Raw genomic sequence first — 22,265 nt, forward strand, 5'->3', positions numbered from 1 at the left:
TAAGCGCGCCTTTGCTAGGACCTTTTTTACCGCCCCGGCCGCCCTGTCTTCCCTTTCGTGCGCCCCTTGCGCTTCTCCTCACCCGGATCCTCATAACTCCCGGCGCCGATCTTCCCCCGACGAACCGGCTTTGCATCCTCCGCACTGCTGACGCGTTCCGGTTGGCCTTCCAGCAGGGGGCCGGTGCGCTTCTTGCTCGCGAGGGTTTCGTCCGGGCGGGCGGGGGTGCTGCCGGCGATGGGTTTTTCGGTGCGGCCGACGGTCATTTCGTCGAGGCTGTTCTTGCGGAATAGCGATTTGCCGGCGGGTTCGGCGATGTCGCGGCCCATTTCATTCAGCTCGGGCTTGCGGAAGAGCGGGCGTTCGGTGTCGGTGCCCGGGCCCATGTCGTCGAGCGAGGGTTTCTGGAAGAGGCTGCCGGCGGCGGCGTCCTTGGTCTTGGATGCGCGTGTGGAGGCCGAGGATGACGGGGTTTTTGCTCCGCCTTTTTCCTGGGCCTTCGCCTCTTCGCGCGCCATTGGGTCGTCCATGACGGCCAGTTCGGCGGCCTTGAGGCGCTTGATCTCGTCGCGCAGGCGCGCGGCCTTTTCGAAGTCGAGATCGGCGGCGGCATCGCGCATGGCTTTTTCCAGCGCGTTGAGATGGGTCTGGAGGTTGTTGCCGACGAGGTTGCCGCCATCCGCAAAACCCTTGCCGGAGACGCCGGAAATGTCGGCGCGGACGTGGTCGCGCTCGTAGACCGAGTCGAGGATGTCGGAGATCTTTGCCTTCACCGATTCCGGGGTGATGCCATGCGCCTCGTTGTAGGCGACCTGCTTTTCGCGGCGGCGGGTCGTCTCCTCCATGGCGCGCTGCATCGAGCCGGTGATCTGGTCGGCATAGAGGATGACCTTGCCGTCGACGTTACGCGCCGCGCGGCCGATGGTCTGGACGAGGGAGGTTTCGGACCGCAAAAAGCCTTCCTTGTCGGCGTCGAGGATGGCGACGAAGCCGCATTCCGGAATGTCGAGGCCTTCGCGCAGCAGGTTGATGCCGACCAGCACGTCGAAAGCACCCAGACGAAGATCGCGGATGATCTCGATGCGCTCCAGCGTGTCGATATCACTGTGCATATAGCGCACGCGGACACCCTGTTCGTGCAGGTATTCGGTCAGGTCCTCCGCCATGCGCTTGGTGAGTACGGTGACGAGCGTTCGGTAGCCGGCCTGGCTGGTCTCGCGGATTTCGCCCAGCACGTCGTCCACCTGGCTTTTCGCCGGGCGCACCTCGACCGGCGGATCGATGAGGCCGGTCGGGCGGATGACCTGTTCGGCGAAGACGCCGCCGGACTGGTCCATTTCCCAGCCGCCCGGCGTGGCGGAAACGGCGATCGTGTCGGGGCGCATGGCGTCCCATTCCTCGAAGCGCAGCGGGCGGTTGTCCATGCAGGAGGGCAGGCGGAAGCCGTATTCGGCCAGCGTCGCCTTGCGCCGAAAGTCGCCGCGATACATGCCGCCGATCTGCGGGATGGTGACGTGGCTTTCGTCGATGAAGATCAGCGCGTTGTCCGGGATATATTCGAAGAGCGTCGGCGGCGGCTCGCCGGGCTTGCGGCCCGTGAGGTAGCGCGAATAGTTCTCGATGCCGGCGCAGGAGCCGGTGGCCTCCAGCATCTCGATATCGTAGCGCGTGCGCTGTTCGAGGCGCTGCGCCTCCAGCAGGCGGCCGGCCTTTTCCAGCTCGACGAGGCGGTGCTTCAGCTCCTCCTTGATCGCCTTGATGGCGCCGTTCAGCGTCGGGCGGGGGGTGACGTAGTGCGAGTTGGCGTAGATCTTCACAGACTTCAGGTCGCCGGTCTTCTGGCCGGTCAACGGGTCGAACTCGGTGATCGCGTCGATCTCGTCGCCGAACATCGAGATGCGCCAGGCGGCATCTTCAAGGTGGGCCGGAAAAATCTCGATCGTGTCGCCGCGCACGCGAAAACTGCCGCGCTGAAAATCCATCTCGCGGCGCTTGTATTGCTGGGCGACGAGGTCGGCGAGGAGCTGGCGCTGGTCGAGCCGGTCGCCGACCTGCATCTGGAAGGTCATCGCCGTATAGGTCTCGACCGAGCCGATACCGTAGATGCAGGAGACGGAGGCGACGATGATGCAGTCGTCGCGCTCGATCAGCGAGCGGGTGGCCGAGTGGCGCATGCGGTCGATCTGCTCGTTGATCGAGGATTCCTTCTCGATGAACGTATCCGAGCGCGGCACATAGGCTTCCGGCTGGTAATAATCGTAGTAGGAGACGAAATATTCGACCGCGTTTTCCGGGAAGAAGTTCTTGAACTCGGAATAGAGCTGCGCGGCCAGCGTCTTGTTCGGCGCGAGGATGACGGCGGGGCGCTGCGTCGCCTCGATCACCTTAGCCATGGTGAAGGTTTTGCCGGAACCGGTCACGCCGAGCAGCACCTGACTGCGCTCGCCGGAATCGAGGCCTTCGACGAGGTCGCGGATCGCGGTCGGCTGGTCGCCAGCGGGCTGGTATTCGCTGATCATGCGGATGGGGATGCCGCCCTCCGACTTTTCCGGCCGGGCCGGACGGTGCGGCGTCCACAGTTTGCCGTCCTTGAACAGCGGGTTGCCGCTCTCGATGAGCGCCGAAAGCGCTTCCACCGTCGCGGTCACGGCCGTGCCGGCATTGGAGGAGACGGCGTCCTCGAGCGAGGTATCCATGCCCGAGACCGGATTGAGGCCGGCGGCGGCGCGCGTCTTCGGATCGGACGAGCCGCCGATCGACACACCGCGGGAGGTTTTCGAGACCGTGACGTTTTCGGTGTGGCGGCGTGCGGCGTTCTCCACCGTCTTGCGGTGTTTGCCGGCCTTGGAGGCGACCTCGCGCCGGCTCTCGATGCTCGCGGCTTCCGCCTCGGCTTCGAGCTGCTTCACCCAATCGGAGACGCTGCCCGAAAGGGGCTCTCCCTCAAAAGGCGATTGCGGGGCTTCCTCGAAACCGGGGTTCGAGGGCGAGGGTTTCTTCGGTGATCTGGCCATGCGGGGAATATGGAGAGAGTCATCCGGAAAGAAAAGAGGGCATGAGTACAAAAGGGAAACGAATTTGCGGCGGTCCCCGTGCGTTATCTTCCAAGGTTGGCGGGGGGCGATCATGGACAGGGTGGACGAAGCGGCATTGATGCCGAAGGAAGCGGCGCTGGAGGATCTGCGCGCCGCGGTGGCGAGCTACAACGCCTCGCGGGGTGGGGTGACCCATCACATGTATATCCGCGTGGTGCTGATTTTCGGCGGCTTCCTGGTGTTCGCGGGCTTCGCCAGCTATCTGGCCGTGACGGAGATCGAGTCGGATGTCGTCGGCATCGTGCTCGGGCTGCTGTTCGTGGCGGGCGGCTTCGTCTGGCGCTTCGCCCTCGCGCCGGCCCGGGAGTTCCAGCAGAACCTGCGCGACCGCATGCTGCCGATCGTCTTCGGCTTCGTCGACCAGGTGCAATATGTGCACGGTGCGACGCCGCGTTTCCTCTCCGGCATGCCGGACAAGGATTTCGTCAGGCGCAGCCGCAGCGAACATGGCGACATGATCGCGGGAAAACATGACGGGCTCGCCTTCACGCTCTCGGAAACGGAGCTGAGCACCGGCAGCGGGAAAAGCCGCGAGACGACGTTCAAGGGCGTGATCTTCCACTTCGAGCGCGAGGATGCGTTTCCCGGCCTGCTGCTGGCGGCGCGCAAGCCGAACGCGGTGCACCGCTTCATGCGAAACCTGTTCGGCGGCACCGCGCTCGCGCTCGTCACGAGCGGCAACCCGGAGGTGGACGCCTCGCACGAATTCCGCACCGACCGGCCCGAGGCCGCCACGCCCCTTGTGCAGGGCACGCTCGCCAAGGCGCTGGACTATCTCGCCAGCGAGTGGCGGGACGATGTGGTGCGCATCGCCCTCAACCAGAGGCAATGTTACCTGCTGGTGCCGACGAAGAAGGACTTTTTTGAATTGCCGTCCGTGGACACGCCCATCGACTTCGACCGGCATATCCGGCCGATGATCCGCGATCTCGTGCTGTTGCTGGCGACGGCGCAGCTGGTGCGCAAGATCGGGTAGGGCGGGAAACGCCGGCAGGGGCCGGCGCTTCGTGTCAGTCCTGGGAGGATGGTTAGAGGATGAAATCGCCCTTGTAGAGGTCACTCAACGTGTCGACCTGGAGGACGAAATCCGCCTTTCCGTCACCGTTTACGTCGCCTTTGATGAGTGTGGCGTGACGACCGTTGCTCATCTCTTCCAAGCCCCAGATCAGTTCGCCCTTCTTGCCCGAAAACGCTGCGCCTTCCTTGGCAACAAACGTGAAGGCATCGTTCTTTGCCGTGCCGGTCTTTGCATCGATCGCCGAGAGATCGATCTTGTCCCGGCCATCGAAATTGCCGAATTTGAAATCTTCGATGACGTCGCGGCGGCCTTCGGACTTGCCGATTTCAGCGACGCTTTTGAAGACGAAGCGGTCGCCGCCGTCGCGGCCCCAAAGGTGATCTGCACCGGTGCCGCCGGTGATGACGTCGCGGCCGTTGCCGCCATAAATCCGATCATTGCCGGCGCCGCCGTTGACCGTGTTCCTGAAGTCGCCACCATAGACGACGTCGTTGCCACTTCCGGCGTCGATGATGTTGTGGGCGCTTTGGTGCGCGAAAATCTGGTCGTTACCACCGTAACCATAAAACTTGTAGACGGAATCGCCGTTCAGCGGATCGGCCATCAGGAAGTTGTTCTTGTTGTCACCTTTAAGGGTAGCCATAGAATGTCTCCGGTATCATGAAATAAGCGGTGGTCCTGCGACCAGCCGGTTCGCATCAATGGTCGCGCGCGCCATGATCTGTGAAGCACGGGCGCGATGAAGCGGCTTTAAGGGCCGGCAAACTGCTGCTCTTTCGACGAACCGCCGGTTTTCGTCGCCGAACGGCACTCGACAACCTCAAAGGGAAAACGGATTATCGATGGGATGACCATCGCGCCGAGCCTCCCCTATATCCCCCGCACCGAGCGCCCTGATTCGGACCTGCAACGGGCAACCGTGCGGTTCGGTGGGCTCTATCTGGTTGCGGTGTTCCTGAGTTCCAGCCTGCTCTGGGGGCTGGCGGGCACGGACCCGATCGAATCGGCAATCGGCAAGGTTTTTCTGCTTGCGGCGGCCGCGCTGCTGGCGGCGCTGCTGACGGCGCTGCTGATCCGGCTTCAGGCGCTCGCCTTGCCGGTCAAATCGGCGCTCTGCTTCGTGCTGTCGCTCGTCGGCGGCGTGCTTTACTGTCTCATCGACTATGTCATCTACATCGTCTGCGTCTATCCGGAGCCGGCCATCTGGGACAACCAGATCGCCGCCTATGTGATGATCCACGGGACATCGCTGTTTTTCGGCTGGAGCTGCCTGTTTCTCGCGCTTTCCTACAGTTTCGAGCTGCGCGACCGCGAGCGGCGGCTGGCGCAGATGCGGGAGGAGGCGATGGCGGCGCAGATGCGGGCGCTACGCTATCAGCTCAACCCGCATTTCCTGTTCAACACTTTGAATTCCATGGCCGGGCTGATCGAGGAGGGGGAGCGCGACGACGCGCGCGACATGGTGTTGTCGCTGTCGGCCTATCTGCGCACGACGCTGGCGCTTGATCCCCTGCAGGACCTGCTGCTGGAGGAAGAGATCGCGTTGCAGGCCGGTTATCTCGCCATCGAGCGACGGCGCTTTTCCGATCGCATGCGGGTGGAAATCGACGTGCCGGAGGCGCTGCGCGAGGTGCTGGTGCCGAGCCTCATCCTCCAGCCGCTGGTGGAAAATGCCGTCAAGCACGGCGCCGGCCGCAAGACGGGCAGCGTGGCGATCGTCATCCGCGCCAGGGCGGAGGCGGGCCGGCTGCGGCTCGACGTCGAGAACGACATGGCGGGCGGCGATCCGCTGCCGGGCAGCGAGAGCTTCGGCATCGGCTTGAAGAATGTCGGAGAGCGGCTGTCGCGGCGCTTTCCGGGCGTCAGCGGCCTGGATTACGGCCGCACTGACGACGGCCGCTTCCGCGTCACGTTGACAATGCCTTTCAGGACCGCATGACCGAAATTTCCGTTCTTATCATCGATGACGAACCCATCGCGCGCCGTCGCATGGCCCGCATGCTTGCAACCATCGACGGCGTGATCCATGCCGGCGAGGCGGGCGACGTGCCGCAGGCGATCGCGCAGATCGCGGCGCTTTCGCCGGATGTGCTGCTGCTCGACATCCAGATGCCCGGCGGCAGCGGTTTCGACGTGCTGGAGCAGATGGCGCCGCAGACACCGCTGCCGATCTTCGTCACCGCCTTCGACCATCACGCCATCCGCGCCTTCGAATGCAATGCGGTGGACTATCTGACCAAGCCGGTGACGCCGGAGCGGCTGCGCCAGGCGCTCGGCCGCGCGCAGGCGGCGATCGCGGCGCGCGAGAACCGGGACACGGTGGAGGAGCTGCGCGAAACAGTGGCGGCGCTTCGCAAGGCGCTGCGCGAGCAATCCGCCCGGCCGACGCAGTTCTGGGTGAAATCGCGGCGCGAGACGATCCGCATTCCGGCGGAAAAGGTGACGCGGTTCCAGGCGGATGGCGACTATGTGCAGCTCCACGCGGAACAGGGCACCTTCCTCTACAACGAGAGCCTCGCCGGGCTGGAGCGCCGGCTGCCCGCCGAGGACTTTTTGCGCGTCAGCCGCAGCGCGATCGTGCGGCGGGACCAGGTGACGCGGGTGAAGCGCGGGCCGCTCGGCGTGCTGCACGTCGTGCTGCGCGACGAAAGCGAGGTCAAGGTCGGTCGCACCTATCTGCGCGTGGTGCGCGACGGCCTGATCCAGGAATGAGGCCGCGGTTCAGACGGCGCTGGTGAGAATATCGCGTAGATGATCGGCGACGTGCTGCACGGCGCGATCCTTGTCACGGCGGCGATGCCAGGCGAGGTGCAGCGGAAAGCCGGGCACGGGAATGGGCGGCTCCACGATGTGGAAGCGGCTTGCGGCATCCGGCGGCAGGCAATGGCGCGGCATCATCACGATAAGGTCGCTCTCCTCAAGCAGCGGCGGCACCATCAGGAAGCTCGGGACGACGATGCCGACGCGGCGGAATTTTCCCAGCGCTGCAAGCTGGTCGTCGAGCCCGCTGCGCGTCTCGCCGCGGCCGGACACGATGATGTGCGGATAGTCGAGCCAGCGGTCGAGCGAGAAGCCGGCGGCGGCGGGATGGTCGTTGCGCATGGCCACGACATAGTCTTCGTCGAGCAGTGTTTCGCAGTGGAAGGCGGTCTCGTCGAGGCTCGGGAAGACCGAGACGGCGATGTCGCTCGCGCCGCGCGCCAGCGATTCGAGCGCCGCCGGTGCGCCGTGCCAGGGCTGGATGACGATGTCGATGCCGGGGGCGGAGCGGGCGAGTGCACGATGCAGCGGGCCGGTGATGAGGATGCCGGGATGATCCGCCGTGACGACGCGCACGCATTGCCGGATCTCGTGCAGCGGCTCTTCCGGCGCATCGACGACGGCGGCGATGCCGACGAGCAGGTTTTTTAGCGGATCGCGCAACGCCTCCGCCTTCGGCGTCAGCCGCATGCCGCCCTTGCCGCGCTCCAGCAGGGGATCGCCGAAAAGGTGGCGGCAGCGTTCCAGCGCGCTGGAGGTCGCCGGCTGCGAGAGGTTCAGCTTGGCGGCGGCGCGTGAAACATGCGCCTCGTCGAGCAGCGCGTCGAGCACGACGAGAAGGTTGAGGTCGATCGATCGTAAATTCATGCTGTCAATAATAACATATATAAATCATCCATTGGAGTGATTTCTTTGTTCGCGGCATTCTCTGGGCGTCAACACAGGAGATGCCGCCATGAGCAAGACATTGATCCTTCTCTTCCACCCTGATCTCGGCCGTTCGCGCGTCAATGCCGCGCTTGCCGGCGCCGCCCTGCGCCTGTCGGAAGTCGAGGTCATCGACCTCTATTCGCTCTATCCGGATGGCGAGATCGACGACGACCAGGAGGTGGCCCGGCTGCTTTCGGCCGACCGCATCGTCTTCCAGTTTCCGATCCAGTGGTATTCCACGCCGCCGCTGCTGAAGGCCTGGCAGGATGTCGTGCTGACCCGCATGTTTTACATGGCCTACGATACCGAAGGCCGCCTCATGGAAGGCAAGCCGCTGCTCGTCGTCGCGACGGCAGGTAATGTGCCGGAAGCCTATGCCCCGGCTGGCGCCAACAGGTTCACCATGGCCGAATTGCTGCGTCCGCTGGAGGCGACGGCCCATCGCTGCGGCCTGCCGTGGCAGCCGCCGCACCTCACCTACCGGGCGGACAAGCTCGACGACCTGTCGCTGCGCAGGGCGGGATTACAATACATGGCGCTGCTCGAAGAATGGCGCAAAGCGAGCGAGCCGCAGGAGGATCCCCGGCGTTATCTCGTGGAAGCCTGGGGGTGAGCCATGACGACGATCGCATTAGCGCCGACGCCGCGGCCCGTCGTGCCGTTCTGGTTCCTGCGGGCGGCACGCGCCGTGCCGGCCGGCATTCTCGCGCAATACCTGCTGGCAGGGCTGGCGCTCTTCCAGGACGGCCTGTTCTGGGCGTGGCACGGCGGGCTCGGCCTTGCCATCTTCCTGCCGATTGCCGCGATGGCTTTGGCGGCATGGCTTGCACGCCCGGCGCGGGCCTTGCGCTGGTGGACGGGGCTGCTGGTGGTGCTTTATGTCCTCCAGGTCGTTCTGATCGTCAGCGGCCAGAGTTTTGGCTCCGGCCTGTTGCAGGCGCTGCATCCGTTCAATGGTGGCCTGATGCTCGTCGCCTCGCTCGTCCTCGTGGCGAAGGTTGAGCGCAACCGGGCGCGGGCGGTGCGATGAAACCTTACGGCGCGCCGGCCGTGCTGCGGCCGAAGCGCACGGCATGCTGGTCCAGCCAGCGCGGAATTTCCGCCGCCGGCATGGGGCGGGCGAAATGATAGCCTTGGGCATGGCGGCAGCCGAGCATGCGCAGCACCTCGGCTTCCTCTTCCTCCTCCACGCCTTCCACCACGATATCGATGGAAAGCGCGCGGCCGATGCCGATGAGGGCGGCGATCAACGCCTGGTTCTCCCGGCTGGTTGCGATGCCCTTGACGAAGCTGCGGTCGATCTTCAGCCGGTCGATATGCAGGCTGACGAGATAGGCGAGCGAGGAATGGCCCATGCCGAAATCGTCGACCGCAAGGCGGAAGCCGGCGGCCTCCAGCCGGGCGAGCTCCGCGCCGGCCGCCTGCGTGTCCAGCGTTGCTTCCTCGGTGATCTCGATCTCCATCAGCGCGGGAGAGACCTCGTGCTCGCTGGCAATGGCGATCAGCAGGCGCGACAGCGTGTCGCCGGAAAATTCGCGCGGCGAGACGTTCACCGCGACCGCCGCCTCCGGCAGGCCGAGGCGGGGCAGGGTGCGGAGCAGCTCGGCGGCGCGCGTCGCGACATAACCGGTCAGCGCGGATGAAATATGCAGGGCATGGGCGGCGCGCACGATATCCGGCGGGCTGACGGGGCCGAGCTCCGGATGCGCCCAACGCAGCAGCGCCTCAAAACCGGTGACACGGCCGGTGGCAAGCTCCACCTGCGGCTGGAAGACGACCATCAATTGCCGCGTGTCGATCGCCTCGGTGAGCGTCGCCTCGATCAGGCGCTGCCGCTCGATGCGGGCTTTCAGCTCCGGATTGAACAGGCCGAGCCGGCGGCGCCCGCCTTCTTTGGCGGCGTAAAGCGCGATATCGGCGCTGGCAAAAAGATGGTCGGCCGTTTCGCCATGCTGCGGATGGAGCGCAAGGCCCGCGCTGGCACCGACGGTGACGGGCCGGTCGTCGATATGGATCGGATCGCCGGCCAGCCGCACGATGCCTTCGCCGATCTCCCGGCCGCGCATTTCCGCCTCTTCCCCCTCGATGATGACGGCGAATTCGTCGCCGCCGAGGCGCACGACGGTGTCGGTCGGGCCGGTGAGCCCGGTCAGCCGCCCGGCGATTTCGACGAGGACGGCGTCACCCGCACCGTGGCCCATCGTGTCGTTGATCGCCTTGAAGCGGTCGAGGTCGATGGCGAGCAGGGCGAGCGTGCCAGAGGGCACGCCGCTGTCGAGCAGATCGCGCAGGCGCTGGTTGAAGAGCGCGCGGTTGCCGAGACCGGTCAGCGGGTCGCGGTTCGCGAGCGAGGCGAGCTGATGGTAGGACTGGCGGATTTCCGCATTGGCATCGGAGAGGGACGAAGCGAGCGCGACGGCCTTCAGCCGGTCGATCTGGCTGCGGATGAAGCCCGCTTCGCTGAGCTGGCTGGCGCGCACCATCATGACGGCGAGCAGCAGCGCATCGGCGGCTATGACGAGCGCCTCCGTCGTGCCGGAGACCAACAGCGAGATGAAAGCGGAGGCGAGCGGCGGGCCGGCGAAGAACAGCGCTGTGCGGGAATAGGCGGTGCTCTGCATCAGCGATCCGGCGCAGATGCCGCCGATGATGAAGATGAGATAGGGGTTGAGGCCATTCGCCCCATGCACGGCGCCGATGAAGGGCGGCAGGCTCCAGGCGATGCCGCCGCCCAGCGCCCCGAGCGACAGCACCTTCAGCGCCCGCTGCGGCCGTTCGACCGCGCAGTTCAGCCGCTTGACGATGCGCACGCCGACGTAACGCGCCAGGTTGATCGCCAGCACGGCGGCGAGCCACAGCAGGATTTCGACGCTCGGCCCGTCGAGCCAGAGCACGGCCGCCGTCGTTGCGGCGAGAAAGCTGTTGGCGGAGAGCGACAGCACGATGCTGTCCAGCACGGACAGGGCCTGTGCAGACATGATCTGGCGTCTTGTCGGTTCATCCACCGGCATCAACCGGGTCGCATCCGTCATTTGGGTTCCCGGTTTTAAAACTTTGCCGTCCGAGCGGCTGGGGCGGATGGTGTGGTGGTGGGCATAAGATTGTCTTAACAGGGGATCGCGAGAATCCATGACGGCGCGGACTTGACGGCGGCGGCGGCTCGGTTATGCCGGTCGCAGATCTCCCTAAAACATGTCCGGTGAACTTTGATTCACCGGACATGTTCTAGATTTTGTTTGGCCGCATTGTCCAACGCCGAAGCAATGTCGCTTCGGCTGGAAATGCTCTCGGTTTCAGGATTCGTCGATGCCCTTCAGCCTCACCCCCGCGGCCGTCTGGCCGATCGTGCTGCTTTGCCTCTCCAATGTCTTCATGACTTTCGCCTGGTACGGCCACCTGAAGTTCAAGTCCTCGCCGCTGTTCATCGCGATCCTGGCAAGCTGGGGCATCGCCTTCTTCGAATATTGCCTCGCGGTGCCGGCAAACCGCTTCGGCTCCGCGGTCTATTCCGCCGCACAGTTGAAGACGATGCAGGAGGTGATTACGCTGATCGTCTTCGCCGGCTTCTCGGTGTTCTGGCTGAAGGAAAGCCTCACCTGGAACCACGCCATCGGCTTCGTGCTGATCGCCGCGGGGGCGGCTTTCGTGTTCAAGGGATAGAGCAGACGTTCCCAAAACGGTCGCAATCGGGCGCAAGCATGGACGACGGATAAGATGAGGTTCGCGTGACGACATCTTTCTCTACCATGGCCGCCATACGTTTCGGTTACGGCCGGCGGCCGGGCGAGACGCCGCCGGAGAGCGTCGAGGCGCTGATCCGGCAGGTCGAGCGCGGAACCCGCGAGACCTGCCTTTTCCCCTTCGAAGGCATTGCCGGGCGTCGGGCGCGCTTTTCTGCCTTTCGCGAGGTTCAGCAGGCCTATAATGCGGCGCGCGATGCCAACATGCTCGTGATGGTCGGCGAGCAAAGCGTCAATCCCTACAACATCGTCATGGCCAACGCCTTCCGGCGCGACCAGCACCTGAAGGTTCGCCAGGCGGTCTTTTCGCCGAACGGTTTTTTCGAGCGGCTTGCCGCTTTTTGGGGCGATCATTTCGCGATCGATGCGCGCAAGGGCGGTGCCATGCGCATTCTCGCAGGCCTGCACGAGGCGGAGGCCATCCGACCGAATCTCGGCGGATCCTTTTCGGACCTGCTGAAGGCTGCGGTGCTGCATCCGGCCATGCTTGCTTATCTCGACCAGACCCGCTCCATCGGGCCAAATTCGCCGGTCGGCCTGAAGTCGGGGCGCGGGCTCAACGAGAACCTGGCGCGCGAACTCATCGAACTGCACACGATGGGGGCGGGGAGCGGCTACAGCCAGAAGGACGTGCGCTCGACGGCCTTCGTGTTGACGGGGCTCTGGTTCCGCAACCCGGTCTACGAGACCGTCTATCGCACGCGCTCGGCCGAGCCCGGCAGCTATCGGGTGCTTGGGAAAAGTTACGGCGGGCGGGCGCGGCAGATCGAGCAGGTCTACGCCCTGCTTGACGACCTCGCCGACCGCAAGGAGACCCGCCGGCATATCTGTCGCAAGCTCGTCGTGCATTTCATCGCCGACGACCCGCCGCAGTCGGTGGTGGACGCGATGGTAAAGGCCTGGGGCAGAAGTGGCGGGCAGCTGGTGGACGTCTACCGGGCGATGCTGGAGCATCCGCTGAGCTTCGAAGAGGGGGGTCGGAAGGCGCGGCAGCCGTTCGATTTCGTCGTTGCGGCGCTTCGGGCAATGAACGTGCCGGCGGAGGCGCTCGGTCCGGGCGAGGGTGCGAAGAAGGCGGGGGTGCGGCCTGCGACCGACGTTACGGCATTGCAGGATGTGGCGATGATGACTGCGGCGGGCAAGCCGGCGCTCGGGGCCAATCCGCTCTCCGTCGGCATCATCGACCGGCTCGGCCAGCCGATCTGGTCGGCGCCGAGCCCGGCAGGCTGGGAGGAAAACCTTTCGGTCTGGATCACCGGAAGCCAGCTCACCGAGCGCATCGCCTGGGCGCGCCGGCTTGTCGCGCGTTTCGGCGGGACCGACGATCCGCGTATGCTGCTGGAAGCGACCATGGCGGATGCGGCGCGGGCGGACACGATCGAGACCGTTTCGCGCGCGCCGAACCGCGCGGTGGGGTTGGCAATGGTGCTGGCCTCTCCTGAATTCAACCGGCGTTAGGAGGAGCGCGATGACGAGCGACATCAACCGTCGTGCTTTCCTCTCAGGCGCCTGCTGCCTCGCCGCATCGCCGCTCGTGACGCCCGTCAGTTTTGCCGCCATGCCGGGCGAAAACCGGCTGGTGACCATCGTATTGCGCGGTGCGATGGACGGGCTGGCGCTGGTGCAGCCCTATGGCGACCCGGCGCTGCCGCTTTTGCGGCCCAAGCTGGCGCTGACACCGGAGGACGGCCTCATCGATCTCGATGGCTTCTTCGGCCTTCATCCGCTTGCGGGGGATTTGATGCCCCTGTGGAAAGCCGGTGAACTCGGTTTCGTGCATGCGACCTCGACGCCCTACCGTGCCGGCCGCAGCCATTTCGACGGGCAGGACATGCTGGAAAGCGGCGGGGCCGCGGTGAAGGATGAGCGCACGGGCTGGCTCAACCGCGCCATTGCAAGCATCCCGCGGGCTGCCGACCGCAAGGCAATCGACATCACCACGACTGCCGAGCTCATCCTCTCGGGCACGAACCCCGTCGATGTCTGGTCGACATGCGCCGATCTGGCGCTGGCCGAGGACGAGCAGGCCTTCTTCGTGCGACTCTACCGCAACGATCCGGCCTTCGCGGCCGCGATGCGGGAGGCGGCGGAGACGGACATGCTGTCGGACACGATCCACGGCACGGACAAGAAGCGAAGCGCGGGCATCCGGTCGGTTGCGAAGCTCACCGCGGGCATGCTGTCCGCCGACCATCGCATTGCCAGTTTCTCCATAAACGGATGGGACACACATCTGAGCCAGGCACGGACCTTCAAGCGGCCCGTCACGGATCTCGCAACCGCAATCACGACGCTGAAGGCAAACCTGTCTCCGGCGATCTGGCGCCGGACGGCGATCCTCGCGATCACCGAATTCGGGCGGACGGCGCGCGAAAACGGCTCGGAAGGCACGGACCATGGCACGGGCGGCGTTGCCATTCTTGCCGGCGGTGCAGTTGCGGGCGGCAAGGTTTATCGCAACTGGCCGTCGCTTTCCGATGGCGACCTGCTGGACGGCCGAGACCTCAAGCCCACCATGGATCTTCGCCAGCTTGCGGCCGCCATGCTGCGCCAGCAGTTCGGCGTGTCCACCCGCGACCTGGAAAGCGCGGTCTTTCCGGGCCTGTCGTTCGACAAATCCGCGGCCTATCTGCGCGGATAGCTCATTCCAGCACGTCAAAAGCGCGGAAAATCCAGCTTAGCTGGTAGATGATGCCGAGGCTTACGAAGGTCGTGTGGAAGGTGCGGTTGCGCGTTCCGGCGGCGATGAGGCAGAGGGCGATGAAGGTGATGTTGCGGATCGGGTATTCGTAGCCGAAGGAGCCGAAATAGGCTTCGCCCTTCAAGGCGGTGTCGAGCAGGTCGACGGCGAAGACCAGGGCCAGCACGCCGAAGAACCATTTGCGGCGGGAGTAGAAATAGTCCTCGTAGCCGGCATAGTCGTCTAGCGTCGTCGGGAAGAGCAGTACGGCCAGCATGAAGAACAGGCAGCAATAGCTGATCAGGAAGAGATAGACGCCGAAGCCGATCGTCGTCAGCGCCTGCAGGCGGAATTCCCACCACCAGAAATGCAGGAGGAAGATCAGCAGGAAGCCGGCCCAGGCGAGGTGAACCGGGTAGACCTTCATCTTGCCGGGATGCTGGATGAAGAGGGCGACGCCCGTCAGCACGCGGGCGAGGCTGAGGCTGACCACCATGCCGATGACGACGCGCACATGGCTGAAGATGGCGGGATCCGGGGTCGTGTGCTCCATGCTCAGCCTCCGGGCTGTGCTTATTCGACGGGAACGGGTGTTGGATGGCCGTCCTTGTCAAGCGCAACCATGACGAAGGTGGCGCCCGTCACCTTTTCCAGCGTCGTGGTGAGGTAGCGCTGTGCCCAGGCCTCGACAGACAGCGTGATGGAGGTGCGGCCGACGCGGGCGATATGCGTGTAGATGCTGAGCGTGTCGCCGATCTTCACCGGCAGGTCGAAGGCCATTTCCTTGACGGCGGCGGTGACGACGCGGCCCTGCGCGCGCTCGGCGGCGCGGATGCCGGAAGCCAAGTCCATCTGCGCCATGACCCAGCCGCCGAAAATATCGCCCGCGGCATTGGCATCGCCCGGCATGGCGAGCGTGCGAAGGGTGAGCTGTCCGTTCGGCGTCAGGGTCATCGCGTCGTCTCCACTTTCCTCCGGTCTAGCCGAATGCGCGCGAGGGAGAAAGAGGGAGCGTGCGTCCCGGCGGAGCGTGCAAAGCGCATTTTCGAGTATGCTCAGACTCTAAGAATTGATGATTGCAATTTTAGATGATTTTAAAGGGTTTCCCGGACTTTCGGTATGAGGAGCATTGCGCCCTGGAATGTCGAGGAGAGCCCGGTGAAGAATTTCAGAATATCCACGCGTCTTTCATTGCTTGTCGGTCTTGCCTTGACCATCTTCGCGGCGGCGCTCGTCTACAGCCTTTATCACTATCAGGATGCGATGGTCGTGGAGCGCAAGTCGAAACTTGCGGCGATGGACCAGAGCATGCTGACGCTGTTCAAGCACTACCACGAGCTTGAGACGGCCGGCACGTTGACGCGCGAAGAGGCGCAGACCCGGGCGAAGGACGCTGTGCGCGCGCTTCGCTACGAGGACAGCGGCTACTTCTGGATCAACGACATGAACGCCGTGATCATCATGCATCCGATCAAGCCGGCACTCGACGGCACCGACCAGACCGCCATGGCCGACCCGACGGGCAAGCACATCTTCACCGAATTCGTGAAGGCCGTGAAGTCGAGCCCGACCGGCCAGGATTTCGTCGACTATTACTGGCCGAAGCCGGGCTTCGAGGAGCCGGTGCTGAAATATTCGCATGTCGCAGGCTTCGCGCCCTGGGGCTGGATCGTCGGCACCGGCGTCTATGCCGACGACCTTGCCGCCATGTTCCGCCGCAACGCGATCGAGACGGCGATGATCCTCGGCATCGGTGGCCTCGTCATCATGCTCGCGGCCTACGGCATCGTGAAGAGCGTGACCAACCCCGTGCGCCGTCTCCAGGCGTCGATGCAGGCGATTGCCGATGAGGACGTGTCGGGCGAGGTGCCAGAAACCGACCGTAAGGACGAGATCGGCGAGATGGCGAAGGTCGTATCGGTGCTGCGCCAGTCGGTTGCCGAACGCGCGCAGCTTCGGGTTCGCGAGGGCGAACAGCAGGTTCGCCTGGACGAGGAGCGCAGCGAGGGCGAGCGCCGCCAGCGCCAGGTGAGCCAGAGCCAGGCGGATGCCATGCATGTCGTCGGCGGTGCGCTGGAGCGCCTTGCCAATGGCGATCTCACGGTCTCCATCGGCGCGATCGCGCCGGAATATGCAAAACTGCGCGACGACTTCAACCGCGCCGTCGATGCGCTGTCCAGCGTCATCAATGCCATCGCGCATTCCACCGAGATCGTGCATGGCAGCGCCGGCGGCATTGCGGAGGCGGCCAATAACCTCTCCCACCGCACGGAACAGCAGGCGGCCTCGTTGGAGGAAACCGCGGCGGCGCTCGACGAGATTACCGCGACCGTGCGCAACGCCTCCGAACGTGCGGCGGAAGCCAGCCGCATGGTGGCCGAGACCAAACAGTCGACCGGCCGTTCCGGCACGATCGTGCGCGACGCCGTCGCCGCGATGAGCCGCATCGAGGACGCCTCCAGCCGCATCAGCCAGATCATCGGCGTGATCGACGAGATCGCCTTCCAGACCAACCTCTTGGCGCTGAACGCCGGCGTCGAAGCGGCGCGTGCGGGCGAGGCGGGGCGCGGTTTTGCGGTCGTGGCGCAGGAGGTGCGCGAGCTTGCCCAGCGCTCGGCCAATGCGGCCAAGGAGATCAAGGGCCTCATCAGCAACTCCGCCACAGAGGTCGGCACCGGCGTGGCGCTGGTGCGCTCGACGGGCGATGCGCTGACCGAGATCGAGGTGCTCGTCAACAAGGTGAACGACCAGGTGACGTCGATTGCGACGGCCGCCCGCGAGCAGGCCACCGGCCTTGCCGAGGTTAATACCGCAGTCAACCAGATGGACCAGATGACCCAGCAGAATGCCGCGATGGTGGAGGAAACCAACGCCGCCGGCCAGACGCTGACCCAGGAAAGCGAGCAGCTGAAGACGCTGCTCGGAAACTTCCGGCTGAACCCGGCCGGAGCGGCAGACCACAGGCGCCGCGCTGCATAAAGCAAAAGACGATCTCCGGACGACCTTGCCCCGGCGCCACAAGCGCCGGGGTTTTTCGTTGCACCCGTTAATGTCGCGGGTCGGCTGACAACGGTTCCTTTACCCTGTTGCGACAAAATTGCCTGGAAATGCAGGCGGATCGGCCTGCGCGTCCGGTTTGAGGCCCTGTCGTCCGGAATGCGGACAAAAGCGGCCTGCACCATAACCGGACAAAGGTGTGCGCAACCGGGACTTCGCGATAGGGCGAGGCGGCTGCCAGGCGGAAGTGACAATGGGTATTGCGTTTGTAGCTCGTCTTCGCAGACCACTTGGCCTGCTCCTCATCCCGGCCATGCTTGCCGCCTGTTCGGGCGGCCTGACCCCGCCCGACGATATCGACGGTGCCGGCGTCAGCGCGATCATGCCGGCGGACAATGGCAACCGCCGCCCGGCCCGGGAAATGGGCGATACCGGCAACGACGTCTCTTCCTATCCGTCCGACGATTTTGGCGCCGCCGACACGGCCTTGCCGGAACCGGTCGCCGAGAAGAAGCGCCTGCCGATGATCGACAGCGACGAGGCGATGGGCATCAACGAGCCCGTGCAGGCCTCCTCTGGCGTGCTGACGGTTCCCGAAGGCGGCGTCAACATGGACGAGGGGCTCGGCGTCCAGCGCGTCGAGGGGCTGGCGGAAGCGCAGGCCAACGAGATCGCCGAGGGCAATGCCACGCAGGTGGTCGTCGACGGCATCGGCACGGACACGCCGCAGCAGCTCGGCGAGCCGGAGACGCTACCGATGTCGGAGGCGGGCATGGAGCTCGGCACGCCGGCCGAGAGCGGCGATTATGTGCGCGTTCCGGCCAAGGGCTCGACGCGCCGCATGCCGGCGGTCGAGGAGGAGCAGCAGGTCGCCTTCCTGCCGCGGCTGAACAATCCGATGCAGATACCGGAAACCATGGGCGGCATGCCGGCCTCGGAAAAGGCCTGCCGGCAGCGGCTGCAGAAACTCGGCGTGAAGTTTCGTGACGTGCCGCGGATTTCCAAGGGGCGTTCCTGCGGCATCGCGTGGCCGGTCGAGCTGTCGGGACTTTCCGGCGGTATCCAGATCAAGCCGGCGGCGAACGTCAATTGCCAGATCACCGAGGCCTTTGCGCGCTGGGTGAAGCAGGAGCTCGTTCCGTCGTCGCGCACGCGCTACCTCTCGGGCGTCGCGGCCATCCACCAGATGTCTTCCTATTCCTGCCGCACGATGAACTCGCAGCGCGGTGCGGCCATGTCGGAACATTCCAAGGGCAACGCGATCGACGTTGGCAAGATCGTGCTGAAGAACGGCAAGGCGATCGCCATCGAGAAGAAGGGCTTCTTCGCCTTCCGCGAAAAGGGTCTGCTGAAATCGGTGCGCAGCGATAGCTGCAAATACTTCTCCACCGTGCTCGGCCCGGGCAGCGACCGCTACCACAAGGACCATTTCCACTTCGACCTACGGGCCCGCAAATCCGGCTACCGGCATTGCAGCCTCTGATTCTGGTTGTGCGGTTTCCTGCGCAAGCACGACGAGATTTCCATCGGGGTCCTTGAGGCGGATCAGCTTGACGTAGCTGGCGGCCTCCACGTCGCCCGGTGATAGGCCGGCGCCGTCCAGCCGATCCCGCTCTGCCTCCAGCTCGCCCACGATCAGGGTGAGGGTGCCGTGACCGGCATCCTTGGCATTCTGGAAAAGCTGGAAACCGGCCGTCTCTTGATGGTGCCACTCGGCGAGCCCCTCCATCGGACGCGCATCCGGTCCGCGGTTGAAGATGGTGGAGAACCAGCGGATGCTCTGGTCGAGATCCGAACAGCTCAGATGGGCATAGACCTTGCGCAATGTCATCGTCTCTTCTCCCGACGTGGTTGTCTTGCGGGACGAAATGGGTGCGGCGCGGACAAGTTCCCGAAGAACGCCTCGTGATGACGAGCGGACAAAAAAAGACCGGCGGGGCGCCGGTCGAAAAGGGGCGGCAGCACGCTTGGAGGCGTCTGCCTGGAACGTCACATTCCAACACCCGCGCCGGTGCGTCGGCGAGGATGCATGCGGGGCTTCCGCGGGGGAAGCGGGCGGATGGGGACCGCCGATGGGGCTCCCTCAGGGTCCGGGAGCAAGGCCGCTGCCAGGGGCAGTGGGGACGTTGGGGTGAGCGGGGTGCAGGATCGTCCCCGTCGGCCTCGCGCAGACGATGGTTGAAATGGGTCACGGTTTGATGACAGTCGGGCACCCGTCCCAAGCGAAATTTTCGCCTGCTGCCGCCCCACGGTGGTCTCCCTCGGAGCCTGCCATGCCGCCCATTGCCGGTCCTGTCCTGTTCGCGTTGGCGCTCTCTGCCACGCTTCCTCGTCAGCATCGATGGCTGAGCGAATTTTTTGCGCTGCACAGGTGAAACTTGGCAAGGGACACGCCATATAGGGTGTCCTTCCGCATGAATTTCCTCCATTCCGGACCATCTCATGGCGCCCATCGTTTCCATTCGCAATCTCACCAAGAGCTACGCATCGGGCTTCAAGGCGCTGAAAGGCGTCGATCTCGATATCGAGGAGGGCGAGATCCTCGCGCTGCTCGGGCCGAACGGCGCCGGCAAGACGACGATGATCTCGATCATCTGCGGCATCGTCACGCCGAGCGGCGGCACCGTCACCGTCGCCGGCCACGATATCCTGCGCGACTACCGCCAGACCCGCTCGATCATCGGCCTGGTGCCGCAGGAGCTGACGCTCGACGCCTTCGAGACGGTGTGGAACACCGTCGCCTTCTCGCGCGGCCTGCATGGCTGCGCGCCGGACCCGGCGCTGATCGAGCGCATCCTGCGCGACCTCTCGCTGTTCGACAAGAAGGACACGATGCTGCGCCACCTCTCAGGCGGCATGCGGCGGCGCGTGCTGATCGCCAAGGCGCTGTCTTACGAGCCGAAAGTGCTGTTCCTCGACGAGCCGACGGCGGGCGTCGACGTGAATCTCCGCAAGGACATGTGGCTGCTCGTGGAAAAGCTGCGCGCGGCCGGCGTCACGATCATTCTCACGACGCACTATATCGAGGAGGCCGAAGAGATCGCCGACCGCATCGGCGTCATCAACCATGGGGAAATCCTGCTGGTCGAGGACAAGAAGGCGCTGATGGCAAAGCTCGGGCGCAAGCAGTTGACCGTGGAGCTCGGCGAGCCTGTCGGTGCCATTCCCGATACGCTTTCGCCCTTCGGGCTGACGCTCGGCGAGGCGGGCACGCGCCTTACCTATGAATTCAACACATCCGGCGAGCGCACGGGCATTTCCTCGCTGCTCTCCGCGCTGTCGCAGGCCGGCCTTCGGGTCAAGGACATCTCCACCGAGCAGAGTTCGCTGGAAGACATTTTCGTGGAACTGGTTGGAGAGGGAAAATGAACTTCGAGGCGATCAAATCCATCTATGCCTTCGAGATGGCGCGCACGCGCCGCACGCTGCTGCAAAGCGTCGTTTCGCCCGTCATCACCACCTCGCTCTATTTCATCGTCTTCGGTGCTGCGATCGGCTCGCGCATGCAGGCGGTGGAGGGCGTGCCCTACGGCGCCTTCATCGCGCCCGGCCTCATCATGCTGACGCTCTTGAACCAGTGTATCGGTAACGGCTCCTTCGGCATCTATTTCCCGAAATTCACCGGCACGATCTACGAAATCCTCTCCGCACCCGTCTCGATGATCGAGATCGTCATCGGCTATGTCGGGGCGGCGGCGACCAAGGGGCTGATCGTCGGTACGATCATCCTCATCACCGCCTCGCTCTTTGTCGACATTTCCATCAAGCACCCCTTGATGATGATCCTGTTCTTCGTGCTCACCGCCGTCAGCTTCAGCCTGTTCGGCTTCATGATCGGTATCTGGGCGAAGGATTTCGAGCAGTTGAACCTGTTCCCGATGCTGATCGTGCCGCCGCTCGTCTTCCTCGGCGGCAGCTTCTACTCGATCGACATGCTGCCGCCCTTCTGGCAGACGGTCAGCCACTTCAACCCGGTCCTCTACCTCGTCTCCGGCTTCCGATGGAGCTTTTACGAGATCGCCGACGTCAACCCGGTCGTCAGCCTCGTCACGGTGCTGGGCTTCCTGGTCGGCTGCCTGGGGATCACGGCTTGGATCTTCAAGACGGGCTACAAGCTGAAGAACTGAGAAGGGTCCTGCTGCCATGGCTGCACGCGTAAAACTCAAGGGCCTGGACGGCGCCTATTGCGTGGCACGGCTTGGCGCGTCCGATGCCATTCCGGGCTGGGCGGATGGCCCCGGCTTCGTCAGCATCAGCCGGACGGATGACGAGCTTTCCATCGTCTGCCGCGAGGAGCGCGTGCCGCATGATGTGCGCCAGGACGGCGACTGGTCCTGCTTCAAACTCGTGGGACCGTTCGCCTTCGATGAGACCGGGATCGTGCTCTCCGTGATCGCGCCGCTTTCCAAGAACGAGATCGGGATTTTCCTGGTCTCCACCTTCGACGGGGATCATCTCCTGGTGAAGTCTGCCGATCTCGCCAAGGCGCGCGACCTGCTGACGGCGGCCGGCCACACGCTGCTTTAAGGGCCGTTGTGATCAAACGCTCGTGCCGATTGTCACATGCCTTCCAGGTAATATGCCTTCTGCGACGGGTAATAATCGTCGAATGACGGCAGTGCCTTGCCTTCGCGCGAGGCCACCAGCATGTCGAGATAGTATTCCCAGCCCGGCCCTACGTCGCCCGCGAGTTTCCTGTCGCTGAGGCGTTGTACAAAATGCAGCTCGGTCATGTCGTCCGTCTGCGTCAATGTCAGCTCGATGCGCCAATCGCCGAACTCATCCTTCATCGTGACGACCAGCCGGTTGGGCGCGTCGCATTCTTCGATCATCAGGTTCGTCCAAGGCTGGCCCTTCTCATGGAGAAGTTGCAGCCGCACGATCTTGCCCGGGCCGGCATCTCCTTCCCAACTGCCGAACCAGAGTGCGGTGCTCTCGGACTTCGTCACGCTCCTCCAGACGTCATCGACGGGCGCGCGGAACGTGCGCGTGAGGATCAGGTCATTGCCACGAACGTGGCCGGTTGGCTTGGGGCTCATGCCGTC

21 protein-coding genes are annotated in these 22,265 nt (G+C 64.5%); 13 read left to right on the forward strand and 8 right to left on the reverse strand.

All coding sequences use genetic code 11. From position 1 onward, the window contains the following. Nucleotides 1–26: 26 nt before the first annotated feature. Entirely contained in the window at nt 27–3,014 is a 2,988-nt protein-coding gene (gene uvrB, locus AC1Q6Z_RS06300; RefSeq protein ID WP_492647080.1) for an excinuclease ABC subunit UvrB, read from the reverse strand. A gap of 112 nt (nt 3,015–3,126) precedes the next feature. On the opposite strand from uvrB, the gene AC1Q6Z_RS06305 reads away from it, so the two are divergent. Beyond that, the gene (locus AC1Q6Z_RS06305) at nt 3,127–4,071 is read left to right on the forward strand and encodes a DUF3137 domain-containing protein (protein WP_492647081.1); all 945 of its coding nucleotides are present in this window, start codon (nt 3,127–3,129) and stop codon (nt 4,069–4,071) included. 52 nt (nt 4,072–4,123) lie between these two features. Here the strand turns inward: AC1Q6Z_RS06305 and AC1Q6Z_RS06310 are convergent, their stop codons facing one another. Further along, complete coding sequence (locus tag AC1Q6Z_RS06310; protein ID WP_435267054.1) at nt 4,124–4,756, reverse strand: calcium-binding protein; 633 nt, start codon at nt 4,754–4,756, stop codon at nt 4,124–4,126. A gap of 204 nt (nt 4,757–4,960) precedes the next feature. Between AC1Q6Z_RS06310 and AC1Q6Z_RS06315 the strand changes: the two genes are divergently transcribed. Together AC1Q6Z_RS06315 and AC1Q6Z_RS06320 are read left to right on the forward strand one after the other, a co-directional pair. Then, on the forward strand, nt 4,961–6,052 hold the full coding sequence (locus AC1Q6Z_RS06315; RefSeq protein WP_256115556.1) for a sensor histidine kinase: 1,092 nt from the start codon (nt 4,961–4,963) through the stop codon (nt 6,050–6,052). After that, a complete protein-coding gene (locus AC1Q6Z_RS06320; RefSeq protein WP_256115557.1) occupies nt 6,049–6,825 on the forward strand; it encodes a LytR/AlgR family response regulator transcription factor in 777 nt (258 codons plus the stop codon). Before AC1Q6Z_RS06315 ends, AC1Q6Z_RS06320 begins: the two co-directional genes overlap by 4 nt. A gap of 9 nt (nt 6,826–6,834) precedes the next feature. Here AC1Q6Z_RS06320 and AC1Q6Z_RS06325 read toward each other — a convergent pair whose 3' ends face one another. Then, the gene (locus tag AC1Q6Z_RS06325) at nt 6,835–7,740 is read right to left on the reverse strand and encodes a LysR family transcriptional regulator (protein WP_492647082.1); all 906 of its coding nucleotides are present in this window, start codon (nt 7,738–7,740) and stop codon (nt 6,835–6,837) included. A gap of 88 nt (nt 7,741–7,828) precedes the next feature. On the opposite strand from AC1Q6Z_RS06325, the gene AC1Q6Z_RS06330 reads away from it, so the two are divergent. Both AC1Q6Z_RS06330 and AC1Q6Z_RS06335 read left to right on the forward strand, forming a co-directional pair. Beyond that, a complete protein-coding gene (locus AC1Q6Z_RS06330) occupies nt 7,829–8,416 on the forward strand; it encodes an NAD(P)H-dependent oxidoreductase (RefSeq protein WP_492647083.1) in 588 nt (195 codons plus the stop codon). A 3-nt stretch (nt 8,417–8,419) separates the two neighbouring features. Next, the gene (locus AC1Q6Z_RS06335; RefSeq protein ID WP_492647084.1) at nt 8,420–8,833 is read left to right on the forward strand and encodes a DUF6220 domain-containing protein; all 414 of its coding nucleotides are present in this window, start codon (nt 8,420–8,422) and stop codon (nt 8,831–8,833) included. A 4-nt stretch (nt 8,834–8,837) separates the two neighbouring features. Here AC1Q6Z_RS06335 and AC1Q6Z_RS06340 read toward each other — a convergent pair whose 3' ends face one another. Next, nucleotides 8,838–10,835 (reverse strand): putative bifunctional diguanylate cyclase/phosphodiesterase, encoded by a 1,998-nt coding sequence (locus tag AC1Q6Z_RS06340; RefSeq protein ID WP_492647085.1) that lies wholly within the window; start codon nt 10,833–10,835, stop codon nt 8,838–8,840. A gap of 274 nt (nt 10,836–11,109) precedes the next feature. Between AC1Q6Z_RS06340 and AC1Q6Z_RS06345 the strand changes: the two genes are divergently transcribed. The 3 genes from AC1Q6Z_RS06345 to AC1Q6Z_RS06355 all read left to right on the forward strand — a co-directional run bounded on the left by AC1Q6Z_RS06345 (nt 11,110) and on the right by AC1Q6Z_RS06355 (nt 14,184). Then, a complete protein-coding gene (locus AC1Q6Z_RS06345; protein WP_256115563.1) occupies nt 11,110–11,463 on the forward strand; it encodes a DMT family protein in 354 nt (117 codons plus the stop codon). 65 nt (nt 11,464–11,528) lie between these two features. Continuing rightward, entirely contained in the window at nt 11,529–13,001 is a 1,473-nt protein-coding gene (locus tag AC1Q6Z_RS06350; protein WP_492647086.1) for a DUF1800 domain-containing protein, read from the forward strand. A gap of 10 nt (nt 13,002–13,011) precedes the next feature. Next, nucleotides 13,012–14,184 carry a DUF1501 domain-containing protein gene (locus AC1Q6Z_RS06355; protein ID WP_492647087.1) on the forward strand — a complete coding sequence of 391 codons (1,173 nt, stop codon included), beginning with the start codon at nt 13,012–13,014 and terminating at the stop codon, nt 14,182–14,184. Between the two features lies 1 nt (nt 14,185). On the opposite strand, the gene AC1Q6Z_RS06360 is transcribed toward AC1Q6Z_RS06355, so the two are convergent. Both AC1Q6Z_RS06360 and AC1Q6Z_RS06365 read right to left on the reverse strand, forming a co-directional pair. Beyond that, nucleotides 14,186–14,776 carry a hypothetical protein gene (locus AC1Q6Z_RS06360; protein WP_492647088.1) on the reverse strand — a complete coding sequence of 197 codons (591 nt, stop codon included), beginning with the start codon at nt 14,774–14,776 and terminating at the stop codon, nt 14,186–14,188. Between the two features lie 20 nt (nt 14,777–14,796). Further along, on the reverse strand, nt 14,797–15,177 hold the full coding sequence (locus AC1Q6Z_RS06365) for an acyl-CoA thioesterase (RefSeq protein WP_256115568.1): 381 nt from the start codon (nt 15,175–15,177) through the stop codon (nt 14,797–14,799). A 204-nt stretch (nt 15,178–15,381) separates the two neighbouring features. Between AC1Q6Z_RS06365 and AC1Q6Z_RS06370 the strand changes: the two genes are divergently transcribed. Further along, nucleotides 15,382–17,202 carry a methyl-accepting chemotaxis protein gene (locus tag AC1Q6Z_RS06370; RefSeq protein ID WP_492647089.1) on the forward strand — a complete coding sequence of 607 codons (1,821 nt, stop codon included), beginning with the start codon at nt 15,382–15,384 and terminating at the stop codon, nt 17,200–17,202. Between the two features lie 271 nt (nt 17,203–17,473). Beyond that, a complete protein-coding gene (locus AC1Q6Z_RS06375) occupies nt 17,474–18,703 on the forward strand; it encodes an extensin-like domain-containing protein (RefSeq protein ID WP_492647090.1) in 1,230 nt (409 codons plus the stop codon). Here AC1Q6Z_RS06375 and AC1Q6Z_RS06380 read toward each other — a convergent pair. After that, nucleotides 18,662–19,051 (reverse strand): VOC family protein, encoded by a 390-nt coding sequence (locus AC1Q6Z_RS06380; RefSeq protein WP_492647091.1) that lies wholly within the window; start codon nt 19,049–19,051, stop codon nt 18,662–18,664. The genes AC1Q6Z_RS06375 and AC1Q6Z_RS06380 overlap by 42 nt on opposite strands. A gap of 611 nt (nt 19,052–19,662) precedes the next feature. Between AC1Q6Z_RS06380 and AC1Q6Z_RS06385 the strand changes: the two genes are divergently transcribed. The 3 genes from AC1Q6Z_RS06385 to AC1Q6Z_RS06395 are packed head-to-tail and all read left to right on the forward strand — an operon-like array spanning nt 19,663 to nt 21,747. Then, the gene (locus tag AC1Q6Z_RS06385) at nt 19,663–20,589 is read left to right on the forward strand and encodes an ABC transporter ATP-binding protein (RefSeq protein WP_439618531.1); all 927 of its coding nucleotides are present in this window, start codon (nt 19,663–19,665) and stop codon (nt 20,587–20,589) included. Next, the gene (locus tag AC1Q6Z_RS06390; protein WP_492647092.1) at nt 20,586–21,347 is read left to right on the forward strand and encodes an ABC transporter permease; all 762 of its coding nucleotides are present in this window, start codon (nt 20,586–20,588) and stop codon (nt 21,345–21,347) included. Before AC1Q6Z_RS06385 ends, AC1Q6Z_RS06390 begins: the two co-directional genes overlap by 4 nt. Before the next feature lie 16 nt (nt 21,348–21,363). After that, a complete protein-coding gene (locus AC1Q6Z_RS06395; RefSeq protein ID WP_492647093.1) occupies nt 21,364–21,747 on the forward strand; it encodes an ACT domain-containing protein in 384 nt (127 codons plus the stop codon). A 32-nt stretch (nt 21,748–21,779) separates the two neighbouring features. Here the strand turns inward: AC1Q6Z_RS06395 and AC1Q6Z_RS06400 are convergent, their stop codons facing one another. Continuing rightward, a complete protein-coding gene (locus AC1Q6Z_RS06400) occupies nt 21,780–22,259 on the reverse strand; it encodes an SRPBCC family protein (RefSeq protein ID WP_492647094.1) in 480 nt (159 codons plus the stop codon). Nucleotides 22,260–22,265: the final 6 nt, after the last annotated feature.

This window comes from Shinella sp. GW835-FHT14H05 (genome assembly GCF_058793575.1).

What these genes read in the sequence shown, in the direction of transcription:
- uvrB (WP_492647080.1), bottom strand. Translation starts at nt 3,014, where the DNA reads ATGGCCAGATCACCGAAGAAACCCTCGCCCTCGAACCCCGGTTTCGAG.
- AC1Q6Z_RS06305 (WP_492647081.1), top strand. Translation starts at nt 3,127, where the DNA reads ATGGACAGGGTGGACGAAGCGGCATTGATGCCGAAGGAAGCGGCGCTG.
- AC1Q6Z_RS06310 (WP_435267054.1), bottom strand. Translation starts at nt 4,756, where the DNA reads ATGGCTACCCTTAAAGGTGACAACAAGAACAACTTCCTGATGGCCGAT.
- AC1Q6Z_RS06315 (WP_256115556.1), top strand. Translation starts at nt 4,961, where the DNA reads ATGACCATCGCGCCGAGCCTCCCCTATATCCCCCGCACCGAGCGCCCT.
- AC1Q6Z_RS06320 (WP_256115557.1), top strand. Translation starts at nt 6,049, where the DNA reads ATGACCGAAATTTCCGTTCTTATCATCGATGACGAACCCATCGCGCGC.
- AC1Q6Z_RS06325 (WP_492647082.1), bottom strand. Translation starts at nt 7,740, where the DNA reads ATGAATTTACGATCGATCGACCTCAACCTTCTCGTCGTGCTCGACGCG.
- AC1Q6Z_RS06330 (WP_492647083.1), top strand. Translation starts at nt 7,829, where the DNA reads ATGAGCAAGACATTGATCCTTCTCTTCCACCCTGATCTCGGCCGTTCG.
- AC1Q6Z_RS06335 (WP_492647084.1), top strand. Translation starts at nt 8,420, where the DNA reads ATGACGACGATCGCATTAGCGCCGACGCCGCGGCCCGTCGTGCCGTTC.
- AC1Q6Z_RS06340 (WP_492647085.1), bottom strand. Translation starts at nt 10,835, where the DNA reads ATGACGGATGCGACCCGGTTGATGCCGGTGGATGAACCGACAAGACGC.
- AC1Q6Z_RS06345 (WP_256115563.1), top strand. Translation starts at nt 11,110, where the DNA reads ATGCCCTTCAGCCTCACCCCCGCGGCCGTCTGGCCGATCGTGCTGCTT.
- AC1Q6Z_RS06355 (WP_492647087.1), top strand. Translation starts at nt 13,012, where the DNA reads ATGACGAGCGACATCAACCGTCGTGCTTTCCTCTCAGGCGCCTGCTGC.
- AC1Q6Z_RS06360 (WP_492647088.1), bottom strand. Translation starts at nt 14,776, where the DNA reads ATGGAGCACACGACCCCGGATCCCGCCATCTTCAGCCATGTGCGCGTC.
- AC1Q6Z_RS06365 (WP_256115568.1), bottom strand. Translation starts at nt 15,177, where the DNA reads ATGACCCTGACGCCGAACGGACAGCTCACCCTTCGCACGCTCGCCATG.
- AC1Q6Z_RS06375 (WP_492647090.1), top strand. Translation starts at nt 17,474, where the DNA reads ATGGGTATTGCGTTTGTAGCTCGTCTTCGCAGACCACTTGGCCTGCTC.
- AC1Q6Z_RS06380 (WP_492647091.1), bottom strand. Translation starts at nt 19,051, where the DNA reads ATGACATTGCGCAAGGTCTATGCCCATCTGAGCTGTTCGGATCTCGAC.
- AC1Q6Z_RS06385 (WP_439618531.1), top strand. Translation starts at nt 19,663, where the DNA reads ATGGCGCCCATCGTTTCCATTCGCAATCTCACCAAGAGCTACGCATCG.
- AC1Q6Z_RS06390 (WP_492647092.1), top strand. Translation starts at nt 20,586, where the DNA reads ATGAACTTCGAGGCGATCAAATCCATCTATGCCTTCGAGATGGCGCGC.
- AC1Q6Z_RS06395 (WP_492647093.1), top strand. Translation starts at nt 21,364, where the DNA reads ATGGCTGCACGCGTAAAACTCAAGGGCCTGGACGGCGCCTATTGCGTG.
- AC1Q6Z_RS06400 (WP_492647094.1), bottom strand. Translation starts at nt 22,259, where the DNA reads ATGAGCCCCAAGCCAACCGGCCACGTTCGTGGCAATGACCTGATCCTC.